21 protein-coding genes are annotated in these 24,104 nt (G+C 34.9%); 13 read left to right on the top strand and 8 right to left on the bottom strand.

The annotated features are described in order from the left end of the window. Positions 1-207: 207 nt before the first annotated feature. Genes DMB71_RS20840 through DMB71_RS20820 form a run of 5 tightly spaced genes read right to left on the bottom strand, consistent with a single transcriptional unit; the run spans position 208 to position 4,944 of the window. The gene (locus DMB71_RS20840) at positions 208-975 is read right to left on the bottom strand and encodes a hypothetical protein (protein WP_111369528.1); all 768 of its coding nucleotides are present in this window, start codon (positions 973-975) and stop codon (positions 208-210) included. 3 nt (positions 976-978) lie between these two features. Further along, entirely contained in the window at positions 979-1,572 is a 594-nt protein-coding gene (locus DMB71_RS20835) for a hypothetical protein (RefSeq protein WP_162614858.1), read from the bottom strand. Between the two features lie 10 nt (positions 1,573-1,582). After that, a complete protein-coding gene (locus DMB71_RS20830; RefSeq protein WP_111369524.1) occupies positions 1,583-2,671 on the bottom strand; it encodes a hypothetical protein in 1,089 nt (362 codons plus the stop codon). 23 nt (positions 2,672-2,694) lie between these two features. After that, complete coding sequence (locus DMB71_RS20825) at positions 2,695-3,108, bottom strand: hypothetical protein (protein WP_111369522.1); 414 nt, start codon at positions 3,106-3,108, stop codon at positions 2,695-2,697. Between the two features lie 27 nt (positions 3,109-3,135). Next, positions 3,136-4,944, bottom strand: coding sequence for a type VI secretion system Vgr family protein (locus DMB71_RS20820; RefSeq protein WP_111369521.1), 1,809 nt, complete (start codon positions 4,942-4,944; stop codon positions 3,136-3,138). A gap of 507 nt (positions 4,945-5,451) precedes the next feature. Between DMB71_RS20820 and DMB71_RS20815 the strand changes: the two genes are divergently transcribed. Next, the gene (locus DMB71_RS20815) at positions 5,452-6,420 is read left to right on the top strand and encodes a hydrogen peroxide-inducible genes activator (RefSeq protein WP_111369520.1); all 969 of its coding nucleotides are present in this window, start codon (positions 5,452-5,454) and stop codon (positions 6,418-6,420) included. Between the two features lie 322 nt (positions 6,421-6,742). On the opposite strand, the gene DMB71_RS20810 is transcribed toward DMB71_RS20815, so the two are convergent. Both DMB71_RS20810 and DMB71_RS20805 read right to left on the bottom strand, forming a co-directional pair. Beyond that, positions 6,743-7,504 (bottom strand): alpha/beta hydrolase, encoded by a 762-nt coding sequence (locus tag DMB71_RS20810; protein ID WP_111369519.1) that lies wholly within the window; start codon positions 7,502-7,504, stop codon positions 6,743-6,745. Positions 7,505-7,660: 156 nt separating this feature from the next. Next, positions 7,661-8,077 carry an OsmC family protein gene (locus tag DMB71_RS20805; RefSeq protein WP_111369518.1) on the bottom strand — a complete coding sequence of 139 codons (417 nt, stop codon included), beginning with the start codon at positions 8,075-8,077 and terminating at the stop codon, positions 7,661-7,663. Positions 8,078-8,618: 541 nt separating this feature from the next. On the opposite strand from DMB71_RS20805, the gene DMB71_RS20800 reads away from it, so the two are divergent. The 7 genes from DMB71_RS20800 to DMB71_RS20770 all read left to right on the top strand — a co-directional run bounded on the left by DMB71_RS20800 (position 8,619) and on the right by DMB71_RS20770 (position 16,798). Beyond that, positions 8,619-11,150 carry a hypothetical protein gene (locus tag DMB71_RS20800; RefSeq protein ID WP_239453014.1) on the top strand — a complete coding sequence of 844 codons (2,532 nt, stop codon included), beginning with the start codon at positions 8,619-8,621 and terminating at the stop codon, positions 11,148-11,150. A gap of 476 nt (positions 11,151-11,626) precedes the next feature. Next, the gene (locus tag DMB71_RS20795) at positions 11,627-12,037 is read left to right on the top strand and encodes a cupin domain-containing protein (RefSeq protein ID WP_111369754.1); all 411 of its coding nucleotides are present in this window, start codon (positions 11,627-11,629) and stop codon (positions 12,035-12,037) included. A 342-nt stretch (positions 12,038-12,379) separates the two neighbouring features. Beyond that, on the top strand, positions 12,380-13,366 hold the full coding sequence (locus DMB71_RS20790) for an alpha/beta fold hydrolase (RefSeq protein WP_111369516.1): 987 nt from the start codon (positions 12,380-12,382) through the stop codon (positions 13,364-13,366). Between the two features lie 123 nt (positions 13,367-13,489). After that, positions 13,490-13,900 (top strand): organic hydroperoxide resistance protein, encoded by a 411-nt coding sequence (locus DMB71_RS20785; protein ID WP_204251812.1) that lies wholly within the window; start codon positions 13,490-13,492, stop codon positions 13,898-13,900. A 103-nt stretch (positions 13,901-14,003) separates the two neighbouring features. After that, positions 14,004-14,738: a DUF1223 domain-containing protein gene (locus tag DMB71_RS20780; RefSeq protein WP_111369514.1), complete on the top strand. Its 735-nt coding sequence runs from the start codon at positions 14,004-14,006 to the stop codon at positions 14,736-14,738. Between the two features lie 295 nt (positions 14,739-15,033). Beyond that, the gene (locus tag DMB71_RS20775) at positions 15,034-16,050 is read left to right on the top strand and encodes a sensor histidine kinase (RefSeq protein ID WP_111369513.1); all 1,017 of its coding nucleotides are present in this window, start codon (positions 15,034-15,036) and stop codon (positions 16,048-16,050) included. Next, on the top strand, positions 16,031-16,798 hold the full coding sequence (locus tag DMB71_RS20770) for a LytR/AlgR family response regulator transcription factor (protein WP_111369512.1): 768 nt from the start codon (positions 16,031-16,033) through the stop codon (positions 16,796-16,798). Before DMB71_RS20775 ends, DMB71_RS20770 begins: the two co-directional genes overlap by 20 nt. A 332-nt stretch (positions 16,799-17,130) precedes the next feature. On the opposite strand, the gene DMB71_RS20765 is transcribed toward DMB71_RS20770, so the two are convergent. Further along, the gene (locus DMB71_RS20765) at positions 17,131-17,520 is read right to left on the bottom strand and encodes a DoxX family protein (protein ID WP_111369511.1); all 390 of its coding nucleotides are present in this window, start codon (positions 17,518-17,520) and stop codon (positions 17,131-17,133) included. A 629-nt stretch (positions 17,521-18,149) separates the two neighbouring features. On the opposite strand from DMB71_RS20765, the gene DMB71_RS20760 reads away from it, so the two are divergent. From DMB71_RS20760 to DMB71_RS20740, 5 genes are all read left to right on the top strand, one after another. After that, a complete protein-coding gene (locus DMB71_RS20760; RefSeq protein ID WP_111369510.1) occupies positions 18,150-18,983 on the top strand; it encodes a universal stress protein in 834 nt (277 codons plus the stop codon). Positions 18,984-19,599: 616 nt separating this feature from the next. After that, positions 19,600-20,646: a beta-ketoacyl-ACP synthase III gene (locus DMB71_RS20755; protein ID WP_111369509.1), complete on the top strand. Its 1,047-nt coding sequence runs from the start codon at positions 19,600-19,602 to the stop codon at positions 20,644-20,646. A gap of 39 nt (positions 20,647-20,685) precedes the next feature. Then, positions 20,686-21,780 carry a sensor histidine kinase gene (locus DMB71_RS20750; RefSeq protein WP_111369508.1) on the top strand — a complete coding sequence of 365 codons (1,095 nt, stop codon included), beginning with the start codon at positions 20,686-20,688 and terminating at the stop codon, positions 21,778-21,780. 5 nt (positions 21,781-21,785) lie between these two features. Then, complete coding sequence (locus DMB71_RS20745; protein WP_111369753.1) at positions 21,786-22,541, top strand: LytR/AlgR family response regulator transcription factor; 756 nt, start codon at positions 21,786-21,788, stop codon at positions 22,539-22,541. A gap of 454 nt (positions 22,542-22,995) precedes the next feature. After that, positions 22,996-24,096 carry an efflux RND transporter periplasmic adaptor subunit gene (locus DMB71_RS20740; RefSeq protein ID WP_239453013.1) on the top strand — a complete coding sequence of 367 codons (1,101 nt, stop codon included), beginning with the start codon at positions 22,996-22,998 and terminating at the stop codon, positions 24,094-24,096. Positions 24,097-24,104: the final 8 nt, after the last annotated feature.

Raw genomic sequence — 24,104 nt, 5'->3', positions numbered from 1 at the left:
TTGGTCTTTTTTACTTCCGAGTTTGAATTTCTCTATATTGATAATCCCTAGTAGCGCCAGCATTTCGCTCGTGAATAACTTTGGGGTCAAGAGCAGGACTCTTGCGCCAGCGAGGAGAACATTTTTTTTGCAGGCACATTATTGTTTTTATTCAAAAATATTGCATGGATGGAACGCTCATTAGCAAGGTAAGGATTTAAAGCGCTATTATTTTTTGTTTCTGAGATCTATTCTTTTTGTAAAATTTGTTCTATAATACTTTTCCATTTGTTCTCGATTCATATTTTTAATGGTGTCAAATACATCAATATAGATTTGCTCAGTACTATTGAATCTTGTTTCAATAAACATTGGCATTCCTAGATTTCTATTATCATAGAAGTAGATATTAAATCTTTTATTTTCATCTGCTTTATACAAACTATCAATTATTTTTTTATTTATGGGAATATTAAGAGTTTTTGATAAAAATTTAAATTGTTCGCTATAAGCATCATAATCAAGTTCACTAAAATTAAATTTGCAATGTAATTTTCCCTCGATAAATTGATGTCTTTTGTAATAGTAAAATGTCCTGCTGGAAAAGGGGAAAATTTTCGCTCTATATTTAAGCTGTAGATTATTAAAAGATTCTTTATATTCATCATAATAAAGATCACTATACTCATTATAATAAAGATTACTCAATTCGAAGCCTGCAGTATTGTAAGTTAAGTAAGAAACATTTCCACTATTTCCATCATCAAATGAATTTAGTCGAATCATTTTTAATCTATTGTTTTTAATTTCAATTTTATAAGGGATGTACACGTTGATGACCTTTTCCCAGTCTTCATTTAGATCTACACTAAACTTTATTGGAACATTAGTTGCTCTTTCTTCTTTTATTGCAATTGGTTTTTTAAAATAATTCCATATTATAACAAGCAAAAAAAAACATAAAATTGTCACTGAAATTTTATAATACTTTTTCATAATCTACCAATTGATTTTTTTATCTAGAAAGAAAAAATATTTCTCACCTCTAGTTACTTTAAAACTAATAGAGTCATTAATCTTAGCGATATTTTTAATTATTTCTTTATTGTCTTTTTTAAATTTATCATAAGTTGTCAGTTTTATAGTATCTCCAAACTTTAAATTGTCTAAAGACTTATTGATATGGTATTTTTTTAATAATTCTGAAGCATCTTTTTTTGAAATCAGATGGTTTCTTTCTTTCAGAATTATATTAATTATTTTCCCGCTGTGCGATAAATCATTAGCATTTAAATTAGATATAGGATGTGTCTTATTTTGCTTGTTATAAACTTGATAATCAAAAGTGTCATCATATAGACTCTTGCCATTAACTATATAATTCCAAGTTATGTAAGAGACTTTTGAGGAGTTTATGTGAATTTCCAGTTCTATTGGAATACTCAAAGAAAGACTATCTTTTATTAAAGGGTTTTTAAGACTCGGTAAAATAGTTACTGTTTCTTGAGAATCAATTTGCTTAACATCGATTGGTGTTCTTGAGTTACAGGAAAAAAGTATAATAATTAATAATGTAAATATAAGTTGTTTCATATTTTTTAAATTATTCATTTATAAAAATGGAATCTATGTAAGTAGTTTCCTGTTTGGTATTTTCGTCTTCTTTTGTAAAATGCAGGATTGTATATATTAATATTGATTTGTCATAGTTACTTTTTATTAATCGAATTTCTTGCATATTTTTTAACTCCTGTAAAGTTTTAATTTCTCCTTTTAATAGCTTATTTAATATTTCCTGATCGATAACGCTATATTCATAGTTTCCATATTTTTCCTCATTAAATAATTTTCCCTTTGCCAATTCATAAATTCCTCTAAGTCCATTGTCTTTCGCGTTTTCAACATCATATACTACAATATCATCCCAAACTTTTTCAATAGGTTTGCTTATACTTGGATAAACAATAGCATTTAAAAAGTCTAGAGGAGCAAACATGGTAGTGATGGTCTCCATTTTTTTTTCGTCCATGGCAAAACTTAAAAGATCTAAGGCTTGTAAGACATAATCTAGTTTTTCTGCATTTTTTAAAATAGCATTACGAACACCAACTTGTTTAAAATAATCCAATTGACTTATTCCTTTAGTTGTTATAAGTTTTCCTTCTTTTCTATAACCAAAATTGACTGCTTGGGTAATTTCATAAAGTTGACCGCTGTTATCAAATACAGGTTTGGTATAAAGTCTTTTACTAAATTCTATTTTTCCTAAATTGTTAACTAGATATCCTTTTTTAAGCTTATTAACCGCTATAGAATACCTCAATTTATCGCTGTATTTGACCATTTTTTCGCGAACATCTGCAATTGCATTATTTTGAATGTCATCCAGAATAGTATCCATTATTTTTTCTAATTCTTTAGATGGTTCTACAGTAGCTACGATTCCTGCAGAGAAAACAATAAGCTCTCCGTCTGCAGTTCTAATTTCTGGAAAACCATAACCCTCATAAGCTGGCTTTATAAACAAAGTAGTTTTTGAAGGATATACATTAAGTATATTTGTATTTGAAGTCCAGGGTTTACCATTATATTCCCAAGTCCAATAAAAGTCTAGACAGCCATTCTTAAAGCGTCCAAGGTCAGCCACTAAATCATCATACCATTTTGGATTGAGAAATAATTTAACTGTCATTTTATGAGTTCCGTTTACTTCTCTTACAACGCATTTCGATACACTTTTTTGCCATCAAATGTATCATCATCTGATAAAAACCAATTTAGTATATCTCCAAAATCTTCATCCCAAAGCTTAAATGTTATATTTGTTCCAATTGGTATGTCATTACTTACAGTTAATTGGTAATATACTGTTTCTCCGAGATTTGACCTAGACTTAGTGGCATCCTTTTCCAAATTTCTCATTCCTTCATAATCTGAAGTCCAGCAACCTGAAAAAGCAATTTCAGGTTCTTCTCTAACTGGTCTTGGCTCTGGATCTCCATAAGTATATTCGGGGGCATAATAATCGATACGCCCGTTGGAGTTTATTTCTATTTCGTTGGCAAATTCTTTTGTAGTTCCTCTTACTATGTAAGTTGCATTACCGCCAACACGTCTTGTTTTGGTCATTTCTTGATTTTTTTATATTCTTCAGGTTTAGTTTTGTCTCGTATCTTCGGAGCTATTATTTTTTATAGTTTTATCGGAATGAAATTCATGTCCAGTTTCACTTTGATGAATGTTTTTTCCAGCAACTGTATAAATTTTATCCTTCCTGATATCTGAGTTTAGATCACCTTCGATATTTTCATCATGATTACCGCCAACATAAAACATACTATTGCCAGTAACATTTGTATGTAACATTCCGCCAACCATTGTAGATTTATCTACTGTAGCAGTTTCAGAAATATTCATTCCCGCAGTAGTCGTAATACTCTCAGAAGCATTTATAATTAAGTTTTTACAATTAAGCGTCAATGTCTCTGGTACAGTCAAAGTGGTGCTTTTGGTTTCCTCATTCATATGCAGTTCATTCCCACTTGGGTCAGAGAGTATGATGCTCACTTTTTCAATAAACTTGAAAAGCTGTCCAAAAGGGAGTTTCCAGCCTTTAATTCGGTTTTTGGTATCAAAGAAATCGGGCATTTCTTTTCCGTTATAATAGGTACCAGAAACATACGGGCGTTCTGCATTACTGGCTTCAAAACTTACTTGAACTTCTTCGCCAATTTCGGGTCTAAAATATAGCCCTTTTCCAGAACCAGAGTAAGGCTGAACCACACGCATCCAATCGCTTTTAGTTGCCCATCCTTTCCAGAAGTACTCCACTTTTATGCGTCCCATTTTTTCGGGATCGTTATTGTCAATTACTATTGCGGGCTGGCTTTCGGCAGAAGCAAATGCATTTACGTCTGTGTAGTGTGGCGCTGCTACATCGGCAGGAATTGCTTTAAATTTGCAGGTATAATTTCCGTTTACTTCAGAGCGGTGAATAATTTCAATTGCCAGTAAATGATGTTCTACGTTTTTATTTTCAATAGAAAAAGTCTGTCCCAAACCTATTGGTAGATAGGATGTGCCACTGTAAAATATGCTGTTGGCATCGCGTCCTGCGGTCTGCATTTTTACCATTTCATCAATCTCATCCTTGTTTTGAGCATTGCTGGTATATGCACCGTTTTCGAGTCCGGGTCTTACAATATACGGCTGTTTAAAAACGGCTAGCGTAGCAAATCGGTCTTGACTTCCTTGAGAGGTTTTTTCTGCACCATTTTTTATATTAGAAGCGCTATTGTAGTCATAACTGCTAAATGAAGTTTTATGAGAAACTAAATTGGCTTCGATGCTAAAGTTATGCAGCGAAGATTCGTTTATAAGTTTTATTTCAGTGTTTTTAATTTGACCGAACTGCATACGCATCCCGTCAAAATAAAACCATTGGGCATAACGTGCAGAAAGGCGTTTAAGGAAATCAAAGTTTGTTTCATTATACTGAGTCTTAAAGCTGAATTCTTTTGTATAAGTAGGCACAATGGCTTCTCTCTGATAAAATTCTCCCGAATTTTCTTCTGCAAAAATTTCGAGTCCAATCTGTTGGAGGTTTTTCTCGCGAAAGATTCTGGATTTCGGCATGTCATCAAGAGCAATGGTATGGCTTGTTCCTGTTACGTGTAGCCCAGCTGGACTTCCGTGCAGATCGATAGAGCTTAATTTTGTAATTCTTCCTTTAGACATTAAGCGTATGCCTTTTACTTTAAAAGTAAAAATGACCTCGCTGCCAATATAATTGCTAAAGGCTTTTTCCTGATCTTGTGGGGCAATAATAGGTTTTCCTGTGTATTGCCAAAAGAAAGAAAAATGATGATGGTCTGCCATTTTTTGAGAAAGCTCAAGATTGTAATAAATAACATTTTGGGTAAAACCCTCTATAGTGATATGTACCTGCTCTGTGAATTTTGACATTTTTTTAGAAATTTAAATAAGGTAATGATTGGTTAAATTGAAATCTATTTTTTAAAGAACTTGGCATTGCGGAAAACCGATTCTTTGGCAGTCAGTTCTATTGATATGAGCATTGGAATTTTGCTCATGCTGGTACGTTTTTCTTCGTTGATTTGCAGTTTGCTAGAAAACTCATTCTGTTTGTTTTAAGGTTAATTTGATGCAATAGTTTTGTGATCCTTTATTTTGATATAGAGGAGAACAGTGGGATTTCTAAAATGTAGTTGGATTTACTGCTGGTATATGCGCAGTATTTTTAGTGCGGTATTATGGTAAATATAGATAGGGAGAAATAATAACAAAAACCTTTAAAAGACAAAAAAATAACAGAATAAGGTATTTTAAGAAGTTCTTATTATTTTGAAAAATATCATTCAGAATAACAAACACAAAGTTTTCTTAAAAAACTAACAATAAAAAAGAGCAACTCAGTACCTTAGCAACTCAGTATCTTAGAAACTAGAAAACATGACCATTCAGCAGTTAAAATATATTGTTGCTTTAGACGAAGAACGGCATTTTGCAAGAGCTGCCGAAGTTTGTATGGTAACGCAACCAGGATTAACCATTCAGTTAAAAAATCTGGAAGAAGAAATCGGAATTAAGATTTTTGATCGAAATAAAGTGCCATTGACACCAACCGTTTTAGGAATTGAAATTATTAATAAAGCCAAAAAGATACTTCGTGAAGTGGATGAAATTCGTGATTTTGTAATCAACGAAAAAAATCTGCTGGAAGGAGAGTTGAAACTTGGCATTATTTCCACTTTATCACCTTATCTGATTCCGCTTTTTATTCAGGCCATGAAAGAAGCGGCGCCCAAAGTGCATTTTATTATCAAAGAAGGCTATACGGGACATTTAATGCGCGATTTGGAAACTGGTGCAATTGACGTTGCCATTATGGCTACGCCAACAGGAAACCCGAATTTAATAGAACATGTTGTTTTTAAAGAACCGTTTGTTGCCTATTTAAATCAGACCCATCCTATGGCGAATGATGAATTTTACGAAATGCAGTCCGGCGACAAAACCGAATTGTTATTACTGCATCATGAATATTGCTACAACGCTCAATTATTAGACATCTGCGGTCTAAAAACATCCGATAAAATAAAGGAACAGTTTACGTACGATATTAATTCGATAGAAACTTTAAAAAATCTAGTTCGAGCCCATTTAGGATTTGCGATTATCCCTAAACTTTCGACCTTAAATGAATCAGGCGGATTTTTTAAACCTTTCAAGGAACCTGTTCCCGTAAGAGAAATAAGTCTTGTAGTTTCCGATTCCTTCTCCAAGAAATTACTACTAGAGAAAATGAATGAAGCTATCTGGAACTGTCTTCCTGAGTCATTAAAAAAAGATTTCAATTATAAAAAAATTCGCTGGAACGATTCACCTTATTTTATAAAAGCAGTAAGTAAGTTGAGTTAAATTCTAAAATAAAAAATCCAAATTCCAATTGCTCTACAGCATGGAATTTGGACTTTAGATACAGTTTTGTCATTTCGACGAAGGAGAAATCACACGCGGGTTTCCGCAATGTTTGTCGCCAATCTTTGTAGAATTTCTAGTGTGATTTCTCCTTTCAGTCGAAATGACAATATTATAGTTTTTGTCCTTCTGAGCGAGTCGAAGAACACGCAAATAGCTCTGTCTAGAATGTCGCCAATCTTTGTAGAATTTCTAGTGTGATTCCTCGTTCGAAATGACAAGCTTATGTATGAATTTATAATTAACAATTAACCATTCACAATTATTTACTCGCTTCAACAATCACATTAGCCACTTTCTCAGGCTGAGAAATAAACACTACGTGACTACCTTTAATTTCAGTGATTTTAGTATTCGAACGTTTGTACATCGCGTGCTGAATACTTGGAACAATACTTTTGTCTTCAGTCGCTACGATTCCGTAAGAAGGTTTAGTTCTCCAAGCGGCTTTAGTTATCGGAGTTAAAAAACCTTGCGCATGAAAAGCACCTTGCGAAGCATACATAAAATCGGCTTGCTCTTTGCTCAAATCTCCTGCAAAACCAGCGTGAAATTTAGCTTTGTCATAATAAGCAATTCCTTTTTCATCTGGAGGCAATACACCATTTTCTGGAGCTGGAGGAGCAGTTTGCAACCATTGAACAGAATTTTCGCCATTATCAGGCTGTAAAGCCGCTACGTAAACCAAAGCCGCTACTTTTGGATGATTTCCAGCTTCTGTAATTACTGTTCCGCCCCAAGAATGTCCAACCAAAATTGTTGGTCCGTCTTGTTTGTCTAAAGCTAAGTTTGTGGCTTGAACATCATCTTCCAAAGAACTCAACGGATTTTGAACGATCGTTACATTATAGCCTTTTTTAGTCAAAACCTTGTATAAACCTTGCCATCCAGAGCCATCTGCAAATGCGCCATGAACCAATACAACATTTTTGATTTTAGGATTAGTTTGTGCGTTTACGTTTGTGAATGTTAAACTAAAAATTAGTACTGCAAATACTAAAAAGCTTTTAAATATTGTTTTCATTTTTTTAAAATTTTAGATTGTAAATATGATTTGTCTCAGTTTTGTCATTTCGACGAAGGAGAAATCACACAAGAAACTCCGTATAGAATGTCACCAATCTTTGTAGATTCTCGAGTGTGATTCTTCGTTCCTCAGAATGACAAGATTATGTTTGAATTACTTTAAGGTTACTTGTAATGTAATTTCAGTATTCAACAACTTAGAAATTGGACAAATCTCTTTTGCTTTTTGAGCGGTTTGCTGAAAATCTTCTGCAGAAATTCCAGGTACTTTTCCAGTCAATTCTAACTGAATTAAAGTAATAGTTCCGTCTTCAAAAGTTACTTTAGCAGTTGTGTCTAAATCTTCTGGAACAAAACCAGCTTCAGATAATAAAAAGCTCAACTGCATTGTAAAACATCCAGAATGTGCTGCTGCGATTAATTCTTCAGGATTGGTTCCTACACCTTGCTCAAAACGAGTTTTAAATGATAATTGCGCATTGTCTAAAGTTGTGCTTTGTGTACTGATGGTTCCTTTTCCTTCCATTCCTGTACCTTTCCAGTTTGCGTTTGCTCTTCTTGTAAATTTCATGATTTCTATTTTTTAAGTTATTTTTTAAGATGTTCAAATCATTTCTTTGATTTTGATGAGACAAAGGTATAGGGAAGGTGCTTATTAATCAAATTAATAATTTTTATTATTTATAAAAAATATTTATAAGTATTGATTGGATTGAGGTTAGAACACAAAAGACTTTAAATAATAATTTTTCGAAAACGGTCTTTTGAAAACGAGTGCCCTAGCCCTGATAGGAGCGGCATCCTTTTTCTTGCTTCTTTAGCAAGAAAAAGATATAGCGGATAGCAGGAAATAGCTCCTAATTAATATCAATATCAATGTCAATGTCAATGTCAATGCTCACTTTATCATACTTGTTTGGAAACAGATTTAAAATCTTAGTTCGAGAAAAGAACGGGATTTAAGTACTTATTTGGTTTCAAATTATAATGTGAAACAAAGTAAGTGGCTGATTTGTAGTTTTATTTATGCGGTGAATTTAATTTTATACGAAACAATTTTATAAGACGATCGAGAAAATAAGTTTTCAATGAATAATCTAACTTTTAAATTTATGAGAAATGCTTTTCTAATAATTGGAGTTTGTTTGAGTACGGTTTTGTTCTCCTGCAAAAAAGATAAAGATACGGAGCAGTCAAGTTCTGAAGCTGGAAAGTCTGAAACTGCCGATTCTACATTAATTGCAGATCGTGGCTGGCCTCGTGAAGCTGAAAACAACGGTACAAAACTGGTTTATTATCAGCCTCAGGTAGACGATTGGAAGGATTTTAAAGAACTTACAGCCCGAGTGGCTTTTTCGCTGACTCCAAAAGATGGAAAACAGGTTTTGGGTGTGGCATCTTTGAAAGCTGAAACATTGGTAGACAAAGACAACCGAAGCGCTTTTATTAAAAATCTTCAGGTAACTGATATTCGATTTCCAGCTCTCGACGAAAAGAAAGTTCCTGAAATGGAAAAGCTATTTAAGGAAACCCTGCCTCAGAGCGGAGATCCTATTTCGGTAGATCGCATTTTGGCAGATTTAAGCCATACCAAAAGTCCGCCAAAGGGAATTGCGGGTAAAAACGATCCTCCAACTATTTTTTACAGTACGAATCCGTCGATTTTGCTTATCGTGCAAGGGGAACCGGTTTTGGTGCCTGTAGAAAAAACAGATATTCAGTATGTGGTAAATACCAATTGGGATTTGTTTTTTGATAAAACGACAAAAGATTATTATTTATTAGTGGAGAATATTTGGCTGACTTCGAAAAATATTGCGGGTAAATGGACTAAAACTACCAAATTGCCTTCGGGTTTGCGCCATCTGCCTTCGGGACAGAATTTTGATGATGTCAAAAAGATGATTCCGCCGCCATCGTCTGGTGGAGCTCCAGAGGTTTTCTACAGCAATAAACCTGCAGAATTGATTGCTATAAATGGAAGTCCGAAATTTGAAAAAATTCCAAGAACCAAATTGTTATACATTGATAATACCGAAAATGACGTTTTTGCCGATGAAAACAAGGGTCAGTATTATGTATTATTGTCTGGAAGATGGTTTAAGTCTAAAGAACTAACTGGACCATGGAGTTATGCTAGTAATAGTCTTCCGGCTGATTTTGCTAAAATTCCGAAAGATTCTCCGCGTGCCAATGTATTGTCATCGGTGCCTGGAACGCAGGAAGCAAATGATGCTGTAATGTTATCGCAGGTTCCGACAACGGCTATTTTGAAGAAATCTGATGCTGAGGCAAAAGTAAAAGTATCGTATGATGGTGGAACTCCTCAGTTTAAGCCTATTGATGGAACGAAAATGCAATATGCAAGCAATACGCAAGAGAAGATTATAAAAGTAGGCGATTTGTATTACTTGTGTTTTCAGGCGGTTTGGTTTATGTCCACAAGTCCAAACGGACCTTGGAAAACATGCGATTCTGTTCCGAAAGAAATTTATACGATTCCGCCAAGTTCGCCAGTATATAATGTTACGTATGTAACGCAAACTACAACTGACACAACAGTTGAAAGCAGTGCAACAGCGGGTTATTTAGGTGCTTTTATAATTGGTGCAACATTTGGCGCTATATTGACGTATGGTACGGGATGGTATTATCCGCCGTATATGTATTATGGCGGAATGTATCCAATTTATCGTCCGTGGCCTTATGCGTATGGAGGAGGAGCGGTTTACAATCCGTGGACAGGAGGTTATGTGGCTGGAAGACGCGTTTATGGACCTTATGGCGCAGCCGGAACTTCGGCATGGTATAATCCTGCAACGGGAAGATATGGGCGTTCTGCAAGTGTGCAAGGCTGGTATGGCGGACGCACGGCTGCAAGCACTTATAATCCTTGGACGGGAAATTATGCGAGAACCAATCAAGGGCATAATGCGTATGCACAATGGGGACATTCTGCAGCGACAAATGGAAATCAGTGGGCGCAGACAGGACATATTACAACTCGACGCGGAACTGCGATTGGTTATGAAACTTCAGGCGGAAAAGAAGGTGTAATTACACATAAAAGAGGCGGAGGAACTACGATTCATACCAATAATAACGTTTATGCAGGTCACGACGGCCATGTCTATAAAAGAGATGCCAACGGAAACTGGAGCCATTATAATAATGGAAACGGTGGCTGGACACAAGCAGGAACTTTGGGTTCATCCAAAAAAACAGGCGAAGGGATTCAGAATAAAGCTAACCAAGGACTTGGAGCGAATGGTGCGGGGGAACGAATTCAGCGTGACAGACCTAATGAAGGACTTGGGGCAAATGGTGCAGGAGAGAGAATTCAGCGTGATAATTTGCCAAAAACTGGTCAAAATCTAGGAGGCGAAACCCGAATGGGAGACGGAATTCAGCGTGATAATTTCCCGAAAGCAGATCAAACGCTTGGTCAGCCCAACAAACCGCTTGGAGAAGCTGGTCGTCCAGATATTACAAACGATCTTGATCGCTCGGCTATTTCAAGAGACCGCGGTGAAATGCAAACTCGAAATTTCCAAAACATTCAAAGAAGCGGAGGCGGATTTAATGGAGGCGGCTTCGGCGGTGGTGGTTTTAGAGGCGGCGGAGGCTTTAGAGGAAGAAGATAAAAGTGAAGGTTAATTTAATTCGAAAAGATCAGGATGGCGGTAAAATGCTAATCCTGATTTTTTTTGGATGCTGTTTATTAACCGCAAAGTTCGCAAAGATTTTAAGCAAGGCTCGCTAAGTTTTTTTAATCTCGCAAAGGCGCAGAGTCATAAAGTTTTATTTGTAAAGCTTTGCTGTTTTTTTGCCACAGATTAACACAGATTAAAAATCCTTTTAATCCTTATAATCTGTGGCAAAAAATAAACACAAAGCTTTGCGTTCTTTGCGTTTTTATAAAATTCCTATAAGTAAAAAAACTTGCGTGCTTTGCGGTTAAACTCTCAAACATTTCACATCTCACAATTCACAACTTACAGCCTGTCCGTTTCACCCTGAAGTTTGTCCGTTTCACCTATTTTCTGATTCCGTATGAAGGGTTATCGAAATACTTTTGACGAAGAAATTAACAGAAAAACAAATAATTAAATCAGAAGTTATGGAAACGAAAAAACAAAAAACATGGGTTATAATCGCAATTATTGTTTTAGGAATCATTGCCTTTTTAGTTCCGAATCAAATTACAGCGCAAGGAGTTAAACGCATCGATTTGCAGAAACATGATCTAAGTACTCCAGGAAAAGAAATGGTGCAAGCAAGAATCGATTTTGACGGACATTCAGCTTTTGGGAAACATTCTCATCCAGGCGAAGAAGTGATTTACGTGGTTGAAGGTTCGCTGGAATATCAAATTGAAGGCAAAGAACCTGTAACACTAAAAGCAGGAGAAGTACTTTTTATTCCAGCAGGCGTAGTTCACTCAGCGAAAAATAATACAAATGCGAAAGCATCAGAACTGGCAACTTATATAGTAGAAAAAGGAAAACCTATTTTGACTATGAAAAAATAGTTTCAGGTTTCAAGTTTCAAGTTGCATGTTGAAATGCGTGTGGGTTTTAACCGCAAAGTACGCAAGGTTTTTTGCCTATAAGACTTTGTAAAAAAACGCTAGGAGCGCAAAGCTATATGAATAAAACTTTGCGTCTTAGCGACTTTGCGAGATTAGAAAAACCTTGCGAACCTTGCGTAAAAACTTGGCGTGCATTGCGGTTAAATTATTACAATGTAAAGCATGTCCGCTTCAACCCAAACTTTGTCCACTTCACCTTTTTTTACCTTTTAAAACAAGCATTGTCAAAATACCTTTGACGAAGAAATTAACTGATAATCAAATAATAAAATAAAAATAATCATGAAAACACTATCAAATATTCTAATCGCTATTTTTTTTATGAATGCAGCTTTCACTCAAGCACAAACTTCAACACAAAAAACAATTGAAGTAAACAGTTCTTTAGGAACTTTAAAACAAATCAATGCTGGATTATTAAACGTTGGTTATACTGAAGCAGGTCCGTCAAACGGAGCGCCAGTAATCTTGCTTCATGGCTGGCCTTATGATATTCACAGTTATAACGAAGTCGTTCCGATTTTAGTAGCAAAAGGATATCACGTTTTCACACCTTATTTACGTGGATTCGGAACAACAACTTTCCTTTCGAAAGATACTTTTAGAAACGGTCAGCAAGCGGCTTTGGCAAGTGATATTATCGCTTTTATGGATGCGCTAAAAATTGACAAAGCCGTAATTGGTGGTTTCGACTGGGGTGCTAGAACAGCTGTGGTAGTATCGGCACTTTGGCCAGAACGTGTAAAAGGTTTGGTTTCTGTAAGCGGTTATCTGGTGGTGAATTTAGAAGCAAATTTAAAACCGCTTCCTCCAACAGCTGAATTAGGATGGTGGTACCAATACTATTTCGCTACAGAAAGAGGAAAACAAGGTTACACACAAAACACTTACGATTTTAATAAACTAATTTGGAAAATCGCTTCACCATTATGGAATTTCGATAAAGCAACTTACGATCAAACGGCTCAGTCTTTTGATAATCCAGATCACGTAGCAATTGTGATTCACAATTACAGATGGAGACAGTCTCTTGAGGCTGGAGAAGCTAAATACGATAATCTAGAAAAACGTTTGGCAGCAAAACCAGAAATTAAAGTTCCAACTATTACAATAGGAAGTGATTTTGACGGCGCTTTCGCGGATGGAAAAGCGTATGCAAACAAATTCACAGGAAAATACGAACACAGAATTTTAAAAGGAATCGGACACAACGTTCCGCAAGAAGATCCGAAAGCTTTTGCACAAGCGATAATTGATGTTTCTAAATAATGGTGAATTGTAAATGGTGAATGGTTAATTCCTCTCACGACTTATATTTTACACCTCACAAAAAAATCAACATAAAGCATATAAAAATTCACAATTAATAATTCACAATTAACAATTAAGAACATGGACACAAAAATTTTATACACAGGAAAAACACACACAACAGGCGGTAGAGAAGGAGCTTCTAAAAGTTCAGACGAACAATTGAATATCAAATTAAGCGCACCGGGATCTTCACGTCCTGGAACAAATCCAGAGCAGTTATTTGCAGCGGGATGGTCGGCTTGTTTTATTGGAGCACTTGGAATTGCCGCTTCTAAACTTGGAGTTAGGCTTCCTGCCGAAACTGCGGTAGATGCAGAAGTAGATTTATGTGTAACAGAAGGAGAATATTCGCTTCAGGCAAGATTAAATATAAGCCTTCCAGGAATTGATATTCAAACTGCAGAAGCTTTGGCGGCGCAAGCGCATCAGACTTGCCCATATTCTAAAGCAACTAGAGGAAATATAAACGTTGAGATTAATATTCTTTAATAGTTTTAAGTTATGAATTATGAGTTATGAGTTGATTTGAAAACCCTACTCTTAACAAACCTAACAGGTTTTTAAAACCTGTTAGGTTTAACAAATAAGAATTATGAAAAAGATAAAATTTTTAAGTGGATTTGTAATGTTGTTTCTTTTAATTGGAAACAGCGTTTTTAGTCAAAACAGTTCAAAAGGTTTTGCGCTTTTAGAATTATATACTTCAGAAGGCTGTTCGAGTTGTCCGCCAGCGGATGAATTGCTTGGAAGAATTCAGAATGAATACAAGGATATGAATGTTTATGTATTGGCGTATCATGTCGATTATTGGGACAAACAGGGTTGGAAAGATATTTTCAGCAGTGCCGATTTCACCAAAAGACAATACGATTACGCTCAATTTCTAGGAAAAGAACCAATCTATACGCCTCAGGTAATCATTAACGGAAAAACAGATTATATCGGTTCTCAGGAAACAGGTCTCAGAAACGGAATTAAATCGGCACTTTCAAAACCAGTTTCAGCAAGTTTAAATTTAGAGGCAAATAAAAATGCTAATTCACTTTCTGTAAATTATAATGTAGAAGGCACTTCAAAAAACAGTCGTCTATTGCTTGCAGTTGTTCAGAAAGAAGCCAAAAGCAATGTAAAAAGAGGCGAGAATGCTCACAGGGTTTTATCGCATTATCAGATTGTTCGTAATCTACAATCTGTAGATTTAAACAAAACCAAAAAAGGAACGGCGGCAATTCATCTTCCTAAAAATTACATTGCACAAGATTTTGAAATCATCGGATTTATTCAAGACATGAATTCAGGTGTTATTTTGGGAGTTAAGAGAGTTTAGGTTTTTTGTTTCACGCAGATTGTTTTTAATCTCGCAAAGTCACAGAGGCGCAAAGTTTTTATTCTCTTTTTTTGTCATTTCGAGGAACGAGAAATCACACTAGAAATTCCGCACAGATTTTCGCCAATCTTTGTCGAATCCCGAGTGAGATTTCTCGTTCCTCGAAATGACAAACTGTTTAGGGAAACTTTAATAAAAAAACTATATAGATCTGCCAAAATCATTTTAAATCCGCGTGAAATCTTTTTCAAATAAACCTATCTTTGATTCTTAAGATAACAAACCAATTACAATTATGGAAAAACCAAAACGTTTTCAGGTTTCGCTCAAAGTCATTTGGGGAAGTTCGGTTGCATTGGCGGTTATGGCTTCGATACCTAAATTATTTGATGCCGATTCTACACCTGGAGATCTTATTATAAATTCTTCGATTACGCTGTTGTTTTCTCTTTTTATATGGTATTACAACATCTACAGTTTACCAAAATTTTCTGCTAATCATGCGAATAAAAGTCTCTTTAATTGGAAACTTTTACTGAGTGTTATTCTAGGAATTGTCTTAATGGTGATTCTGGTAATCGCGCATCAGGAATTGTTTCAGGTTTCAAAAATGGATGCACCAATCATGTTTGAACTTCGAGGAGTTTTAATCAACTTGATTGTGTATATGTTCCTGCATTTGCTTTTTCAAAATTATCAAACACAGCAAATGGGAGTTGAGCTAGAGCGCACAAAAGCAGTAAATCTTGGCGCTCAATACGAATTGTTGAAACAGCAGGTCAATCCGCATTTTTTGTTTAATAGTTTGAACACGCTGAAATCGATGGTCGATATCCAAGATCCGCAGAGTTCAGATTTTATCTTGAAATTATCCGATTTTTATCGTTTTACACTCGAAAGCAGAAAAATGGATTTGATTCCGCTAAGCGAGGAACTTCAGATTTTAGATTCGTACGTTTATCTGCTGAAAGCACGTTTCGAAGACGGATTTGTTTTAGAAAATGAAGTAAATCCAAAACAGTACGATTCGGCAATTCCACCTTTCACATTGCAATTATTAATTGAAAACTGTATCAAACATAATGTTGTTTCTTTAGATAAGCCCTTGAAAATAAAACTCTATACCGAAAATGAGTTTTTAGTAGTCGAAAATAAAATTCAGCTCAAAAGAGGCGCCGTTTCTACAGGTGTTGGTTTAGATAATATCAACCAGCGTTTTATGCATTTGATTCACAAAGAAATTGAAATCGATAAAGACGAAACTACCTTTAAAGTAAAAATACCGCTAAATTATGACTATCATAATAATTGAAGATGAAGTAAAAACAGCCAAAGCACTTGGCCAGCTAATTCTAAGCATCAGATCCGATGTTCAGATTTTGTCTTATATACAAAGCATTGACGGCGCAGTAGATTATCTTTTAGAAAACGATCAGCCAGATCTTATTTTTATGGATATTCAGCTAGCAGACGGTCAATGTTTTGAGATTTTTAAGAATGTTGAGGTTTTATCGCCTGTAATTTTCTGTACTGCTTTTGATGACTATGCCATCGAAGCTTTCAAATCAAACGGAATTGATTATGTTTTGAAACCTTTTTCGAGAGATAGTATTTCGCAGGCTTTAAAGAAAGCGGGAGAACTGAAAAACTTCTTTCAGAGAAATAAAAAAGCCATGCCAGATTTTGATTATTTGCTCACACGAAATGGAGAAAACAAAGGAAAAAGCAGTTTTTTGGTTTTCAAAAACAACAAATACCAAACGGTTTTAACGGAAAATATTGCGTTTTTTTATATCAAAAACGAAACGCCAACGATTATGACTTTGGATAAAAATGAATATCCATTAACGCAGTCGTTAGATGAAATTCATAAGCTATTATCGCCAATTCAGTTCTTTAGAGTCAACAGGCAATATTTGGTTAATTTTTCGGCAATTCGCGAAGCAGAACATTATTTTTCACGTAAAATAATTGTGAAATTAAGCGTTCCAACAGAAGAAAAATTATTGGTTGGAAAAGAAAAAGCAACTGCATTTTTAAGCTGGCTGGAAAATAGATAACCAATTAATCTATTAGTTGATTCGGATAAATTAATTGGCTTGGTTTTACAATCCAGGAAACATAAAACAGCTTATAAAAAACAAAGCTGAAAGTATAAAGCAGAGAATTAGAATAATCTTTTTCATTGTAAAAAATTAAATTTAAAGTTCGTTGAGAACATATCAAAAGTATATTTTCTCTTTTTTAAGCTTCAGAGAAGCGCAATATTTATAGAAAGAAGTATGCGGTTACAATATAAAGCTCCGGAGGAGTGACATATTTTCATAATCTTTAATAGATGTCGCTCCGCTGGAGCTTCTTTCATGTGTCTAATTGAAATTCTATAAATATTTTACTCCACTGGAGCATATGTAGCTGTATACAATTTTCTATACATTGCATAAGTAATGCTGACCATAACAAAAGCAATAATAGCATCTGTAGCAGCGCCGAAACCTAAAACGGCAATTTTTGAAAAGAAAGCAAAAATGATATCGAAAAATACACCTGCGAAAACCCATTCTTTCAATCGCAATAATTTGTTCGGAATTAAAAGTGTAATGACTCCTGCTAATTTAAAAACGCCAAGGATATAAATGAAATGTGCCGGATAACCCAATTGTTGTGTGATTCCCCAAACCAATGGATTGTTTGTTAATTCGAAGAAACCGCTTGCGCCAAACCATAAAGAAGTTAATACTGCCCCTGTCCAATAGATAATTTTTGTTGTTTTTGAGTTCATGATTTTGATATTTAAAGTTATTTAACGGTACAAATGTGCGTTGAAAGCGCTAATAACGAAATCAGAAACTTGTTGAAACGGACAAACTTCGGGGTGAAATGGACAGGATTCAGCGTGGTGTTTTTTAACGCAAAGATGCGCTAAGTTTTTTTTATATAAATGCTGGAGATTTTAAGTTCGCAAAGGTTTATTTCATACGGATTTTAAATGATTTAAGCAGATAAACGCAGATTTTTTTAAGTCTTAAAAATTAAAATCTGCTAAAATCTGAAGGATCTGCGTGAAACAAAATCATTTTTATCATATTAATCTGTGGCATTAAAAATATAGTGCTTTGCGACTTCGCTCCCGATAGCTATCGGGATTGCGAGCAATTTGCATCAGCTTTAGACATACAGCTTTGCGATCTTTGCGTTTTTACAAATTCCGACGAGTAAAAAACCTTGCGTGCTTTGCGTTTAAAATTCACACATATTTTATCATTTTTAAAGTAAGAAACAAAAAAGGAAAGCCTGTTTTTTCGGGAATGATATTTTACGGTTGGGTCGTAAAAAATGATTATTCAGTTATATAAAAAAAGTGGAAGGCATTTATTTAGGCAATTTTGCAGAAAGCTTAATTACATTTTTATGATTTCACCTCTTACTATAATCGCCGCGACAAATTTTTCTGATATTGCCAATAATGCCGTTGCTTATGCAGCAGGACTTGCTAGAGCTACTGGCGCAAAACTGGTTTTATTTAATTCATTTTCATTGAGTGTGCACAGCGCAAACTCACATATAACTGCAGATGCAATGCAAAAGCAGATTGATCGAGCTATTGCTAGACTAGAAAATTTGGCAAAGGAAACAGCCGATTTGTATAGAATTGAAACTGCAGCAATCTGTACATATTCTTTTTTAGAAGACGAACTCCCAAGAATTATTGAGGAGACCCATGCAGATGTTGTGGTAATGGGAATGGCGGAGCGTTCTTTTGAGCAAGAATTATTGGGAAATTCAACTACAACGGCGATTAAGAATTTGCAGATTCCAGTTTTAGCCGTGCCTCAAAATGCACGTTTCCTTAATGTAAGAAAGGTTTTATATGCTTGTGACAATTTAAGTTTTTCGGCTATTAAAAAATTTAGCTGGATAAAAAATGCTTTAGGAGATTTTGAAGCCGAAATTGAATTTTTTACTGTAGATGATAAGTTGGACGATTTGAAAGAAGAACAACAGAGGATATTGATGAATTCGAATCTCGAAAAAGAATTTGAGGACGTAAAATATTTGTATAAAACGGTAAGATCAAATGCCGTTATTAACGAAATAAGGAAAGAAATTAAAAATTATGAGGCCAATTTGTTAATTATGGTGCCTCAAAAATATGGTTTTTGGGATTCTTTGGTTCACAGAAGTAAAACTAGGATTCTGGCAGCGGGACTTGATATCCCATTATTGTCGTTTCCGAATTATTAAAGATTGATTTGATTTAAAACTAATGATATAAAAATTATAAAGTTTTTTTGAGGAAATAGTATCAAAATAAATTTTAACAGATTTTTTTTGATTTTAGGGATTCTATAATTTTTTGGGCTGGTTGCCGAATTTCAAAATTATATCTTAACATTTCGGGTAGTTTTGTTAATTATTCTTAATTGTCTGCTCGTTTAAGATATTTTTAAATTAATTTTGCAACACTCTAAAAACGTAATGCAGAAAGGTTTTTTTTATCAGTATAGCAACAGCTAAAAATTGGGAATTATCTGCAAACTGAAACCGCGTTGTATGATTTTAAAATAAAATAAATTAAAGGTTCTATACAAGGTAATACCGAGAGAACACTTTGTGTAGGTTTTTAATTTATTTTAATTGGATTTTATATAATGTTTTTAGTTTGTTAAGTTTTTTTAAAACATTATTTCTCAGAAAAAGTTATCGCCAACAGATTTAATCGGCTTTTAAGGAATACTACTATGGATTCCTCTGACTTCTCTAAAAGATTTTATTTCCTAATTATGAGCTGTCAAAAAGGAGAGAAAAAATTGTAAGCATTGGGTTCTAAGAGTACAAAGCTTAAAAAAAATAAAAAACAATGAGCGCAGTAATTACAGCTATAGGTGGTTACGTACCATCATCAATTCTGACCAATAAGAAAATTTCAGAAACAGTTGATACATCGGAGGAATGGATCATTAAAAGAACCGGAATTAGAGAACGTAGAATCGCAGACGACGATACAGCAACATCTGATCTTGCTGCGGCAGCGATTGAAAATCTTATCGCAAATTATAAGGTAGATCGCGAAGAAATAGAGGCTTTGCTTGTAGCAACAGCAACTCCAGATCACATTTTAGCGCCAACAGCAAGTATTGTTTGCGATAAAAGCGGACTTACAAATGCTTTTGGAATTGACATGAATGCAGCTTGCAGCGGATTTTTGTATGCGCTGGAAATGGGAGCAAACATGATCGAAAGCGGTCGCTATAAGAAATTAATCATCGTTGGAGCAGATAAAATGAGCTCTATTGTAGATTATGAAGACCGTAATACTTGTATTCTTTTCGGAGATGGAGCAGGAGCAGTTTTATTAGAAAAAAGTGAATCTGATGCGGGATTAATGAAAACAATCCTAAAAACTGACGGAAGCGGAGTTTCTTCTTTGGCTGTACCAGCTGGAGGTTCTAGAAATCCAACTTCTATGCAGAGTCTTTTGCATAGAACGCATTATTTAAAACAAGACGGAGCTTTTGTATTTAAAAGAGCCGTTGCTGCCATGAGCCAAGTTTCGCAAGATGCTTTGGCGAAAAACGAATTAGAATCAGACCAAATTGACTGGGTAGTTCCACATCAGGCTAATTTAAGAATTATCACTGCTGTGGGCGAAAGCTTAGGTATTGATTTCGAAAAAGTAAAAGTAAATATTGACCGTTACGGAAATACGACATCTGCAACAGTTCCCTTGTGTTTGTGGGATTTCAAAGATGATTTTAAAGAAGGACAAAATGTATTGATCACTACTTTTGGAGCAGGATTTTCATGGGGAGCAACGTGCTTGAAATGGGGCGTTATGCGCGAGAGAAAATCTGTTGAAACTATTACAGCCATCAATAAGGCAGAAGCTGTTCTGGTAGAACACTAATAAGATAGGATTTTTCAATTTTACAAGTTGGGTGAATTAATGGGTAGAAAGAACCAAAATAAAAAATCGAGCAAGAATTTTTTCTATAAGTACTACAGGGTTATAGTAATTCCAGCCGTTTTTTTGGTCTATCTTTCTTCGTATTATTTCCTAAATCCGTATCGAAATTTTGAAGAAGAAGGTTTGCTCGACTTAGATCAGACCTTCGATATCTTCATAATTTTATTGTATTGTGCCATACTTACAGAACTCACTTTGTTTGTCGGCCGAAAATTAAACTATTACATAAGTTGGGAACAAAATCCAGCTTTCAGGGCCATTGCCCAATTTATCTGCTTAATTGCGGGAAATATTCTTCTCAATTACTTTTTTTCTTGGCTTTGGGATTATTTATATCCATGTACAGCTCTAGAAGTAAACGATTTGGTTACTATTTGGCAGTCTAAAATTATGGCAGCCATTATTTCGCTTTTCATCAGTGCGATTCATACGGGAATATTTCTACTGAACAGATGGCGTTTAAATGCTATAGAAACGGCTGAATTAAAAGTGAGAGCGTCGAAACTGCAAGAAGCGGTAACACGTTCGAAATTAGAATCTTTAAAAATGCAGTTAGATCCGCATTTTGTGTTCAATAATTTCAGCACTTTGACTGAGTTGATTTATGAAGATCAGAAAGAAGCGGCTTCGTTTTTAGAAAATATAACGAGAGTATATCGTTATATGATTTCAAATTCAAATAAAGATACCATTACTGTAAAAGAGGAAATAGAATTCCTAAAAGCTTATTTTTATTTGTTGAAGAAAAGGCTCGGAGATAAAATTGCTTTAAAGATTGAAGTTGATCCGTCTTCTTTAGCGCTTCATTTACCTCCTTTGACCTTGCAGTTATTGGTAGAGAATGCCGTAAAGCACAATATGGCAACTTTGGCTAATCCGCTTACTATTGCTGTTTTTTCTGATTCGGGTGATATTATTGTTCGAAATAACTTGCAAAGAACAGCTGGTAAAAGTCTGGCTTCAACAGGAATTGGAAATAAAAATATCGAATTTCGTTATAAAATTTTATCTGAAAGAATGCCTATTTTCAGTGAATCAAACGGTTATTATGACGTATGTCTGCCATTAATTTAAGAGTTATGAAAATTTTAATTGTAGAAGATGAAAGCATTAATGCCAGCCGATTAAAAAGGTTGCTCGAAGAACTGGAACCCAATTGTGAAATTCTAGGCATTATTGATACTGTTGTAGATACTGTTGCATGGTTAAATTCAAATCCGACTCCCGATTTAATTACGATGGACATTCGTCTAGCTGACGGATTAAGTTTTGCCATTTTTGATGAAATCAATATCACTTGTCCAGTCATTTTTACCACAGCATATGATGAATATGCGATTCGTGCCTTTAAGGTAAACAGCATCGATTATTTGATGAAACCCATTGAAAAAAACGAATTGGAGTTTGCCTTAACCAAATTCAAATCTTTAAATAAAAATGAATCTAGCGTAACCAATATCGCTGGAATTCTAAAAGAACTGATTGAAAAACCAGTTTTCAGAATGCGTTTTTTAGTAACCTATCGTGACGGTTATAAAAGCGTAGACGTTGCCGATATCGATTTTATATATTCTGAATTTAAAAACACTAATTTATTCCTAAAATCTGGTGTAATTATCTCGATTCCGCAAACCATGGAAGAACTGGAGCAGGAATTAGATCCAAATGTCTTTTTCCGTGCCAATCGCCAGTTTTTCATTCGCGCAGAAAGCATCAAATCGATTGCGAATTACTTTAACGCAAAACTAAAAATCCAACTTAAACTCGATCCAGAACGCGAGGTGATTATCAGCAGAGAAAAAACACCTTTCTTTAAACAGTGGATGGATCGTTAGGAAAGGCGCAAAGGCGCAAAGGCACAAAGGGACAAAGGTTTTTTTCGCCACGAATTCACGAGAATTTTATTCTTTGTTTTTGCTGTGAATTGTACAAATTTTCGCTAATTCTTTTTTTTGCAATTACTATGTTTTACTCTCATTTTTGTCGGAAATGACAAACTATGTGTTTTATCATTCTTGCTGATAAAAATTCGAGAAATTATATCCACAGTATTTCAAACAATAATTTTAATTAGAGAAATTCGTGAATTCGTGGCAAAAAAAAACTTCGCGCCCTAGCGCCTTCATGGCATAAACCCGAGCCAACGTTTCAGTGTCAAAAAATGTCGTTTGGGTAAATTTCTTCCCTAAAAAAGCAGTTTTACGCTGTTATTTTGCTGCCAAATTTGAGGTAATTCATTTAAAAATGAAAAGTAAAATGACAAAACAGTTTTTTAAAAATAATAACGCAATGGGCAAGATTGCAATTTTATTGATAATGATCTCCCTTTCTTCATGCGGAAAAAGCGGAGAGGCGCAAATGGCTCCTCCAAAGCCAGAAGTCGACTTTTTACAGACTAATTCGGCAACAGGAGAAGTAGAAAAAAAATACCCAGGAACAGTCGAAGGTACTGTAAACGTTGATATAAAAGCGCAAGTTTCAGGTTATCTGGAAGCTATTTATGTAAAAGAAGGAGATTATGTAACCAAAGGACAATCGCTTTTTAAAATAAAAGGCGATGTGTATGCCGAACAAGTAAACAACAGCCGTGCAGCTTATAAAAGCGCTTTAGCAAATCAGGCGAATGCGAAATTGGAAGTGGAGAAAATCAAACCTTTAGTTGAGGGAAAAGTTTTCTCAGACATGCAATTAAAAACAGCACAAGCCAATTATGAAGCCGCAACTGCACAAGTAGCACAAGCAAAAGCTGCTTTAGGATCATCTCAGTTAAATGCCGATTTCTCTTTAATTAAAGCTCCTGTAAGCGGATATATTAGCCGTATTCCAAACCGTATCGGAAATTTAGTTACCCCAAATGATGCCGTTCCACTAACGACACTTTCAGAGATTAATAGCGTATTTGTATATTTTTCTTTGACAGAAGCAGATTATTTGGCTTTTTCAAAAGATGCAAAAAGCAATCAGACCGTGAGTTTAATTATGGCCGATGACAGCGAGTATGATCAAAAAGGAAAACTGGAAGTTGCCAGCGGAAACATTGATCGTGCAACGGGAACAATTGCCTTAAAAGCGATCTTTCCAAATCCGAAAAAAGAATTGCGTTCTGGAGGTTCGGCAAGAATTGTCTTGAACAAAAGTTTGTCATCTGTAATTACTGTTCCGATGGCGAGCGTAAAAGATATCCAAGATAAATTTTTTGTTTTTGTTCTAAAAGAAGGCAACAAAATAGCTATGGTTCCAATTGAAATCGCGGGAAGCGCTGGAGCAGATTATTTTGTAAAATCTGGATTGAAAGCTGGAGATAAAGTAGCGTTGAATAATATCGATGTGCTTTATGATGGAATGGAAGTCGTTCCAAAAATCGCTGCTAAAAACACAGGCAGCAAATAATTTTTCAT

Source organism: Flavobacterium tistrianum, assembly GCF_003254545.1.
GTDB classification, from domain to species: domain Bacteria; phylum Bacteroidota; class Bacteroidia; order Flavobacteriales; family Flavobacteriaceae; genus Flavobacterium; species Flavobacterium tistrianum.
This window is presented reverse-complemented; position numbering and strand designations above follow the sequence as displayed.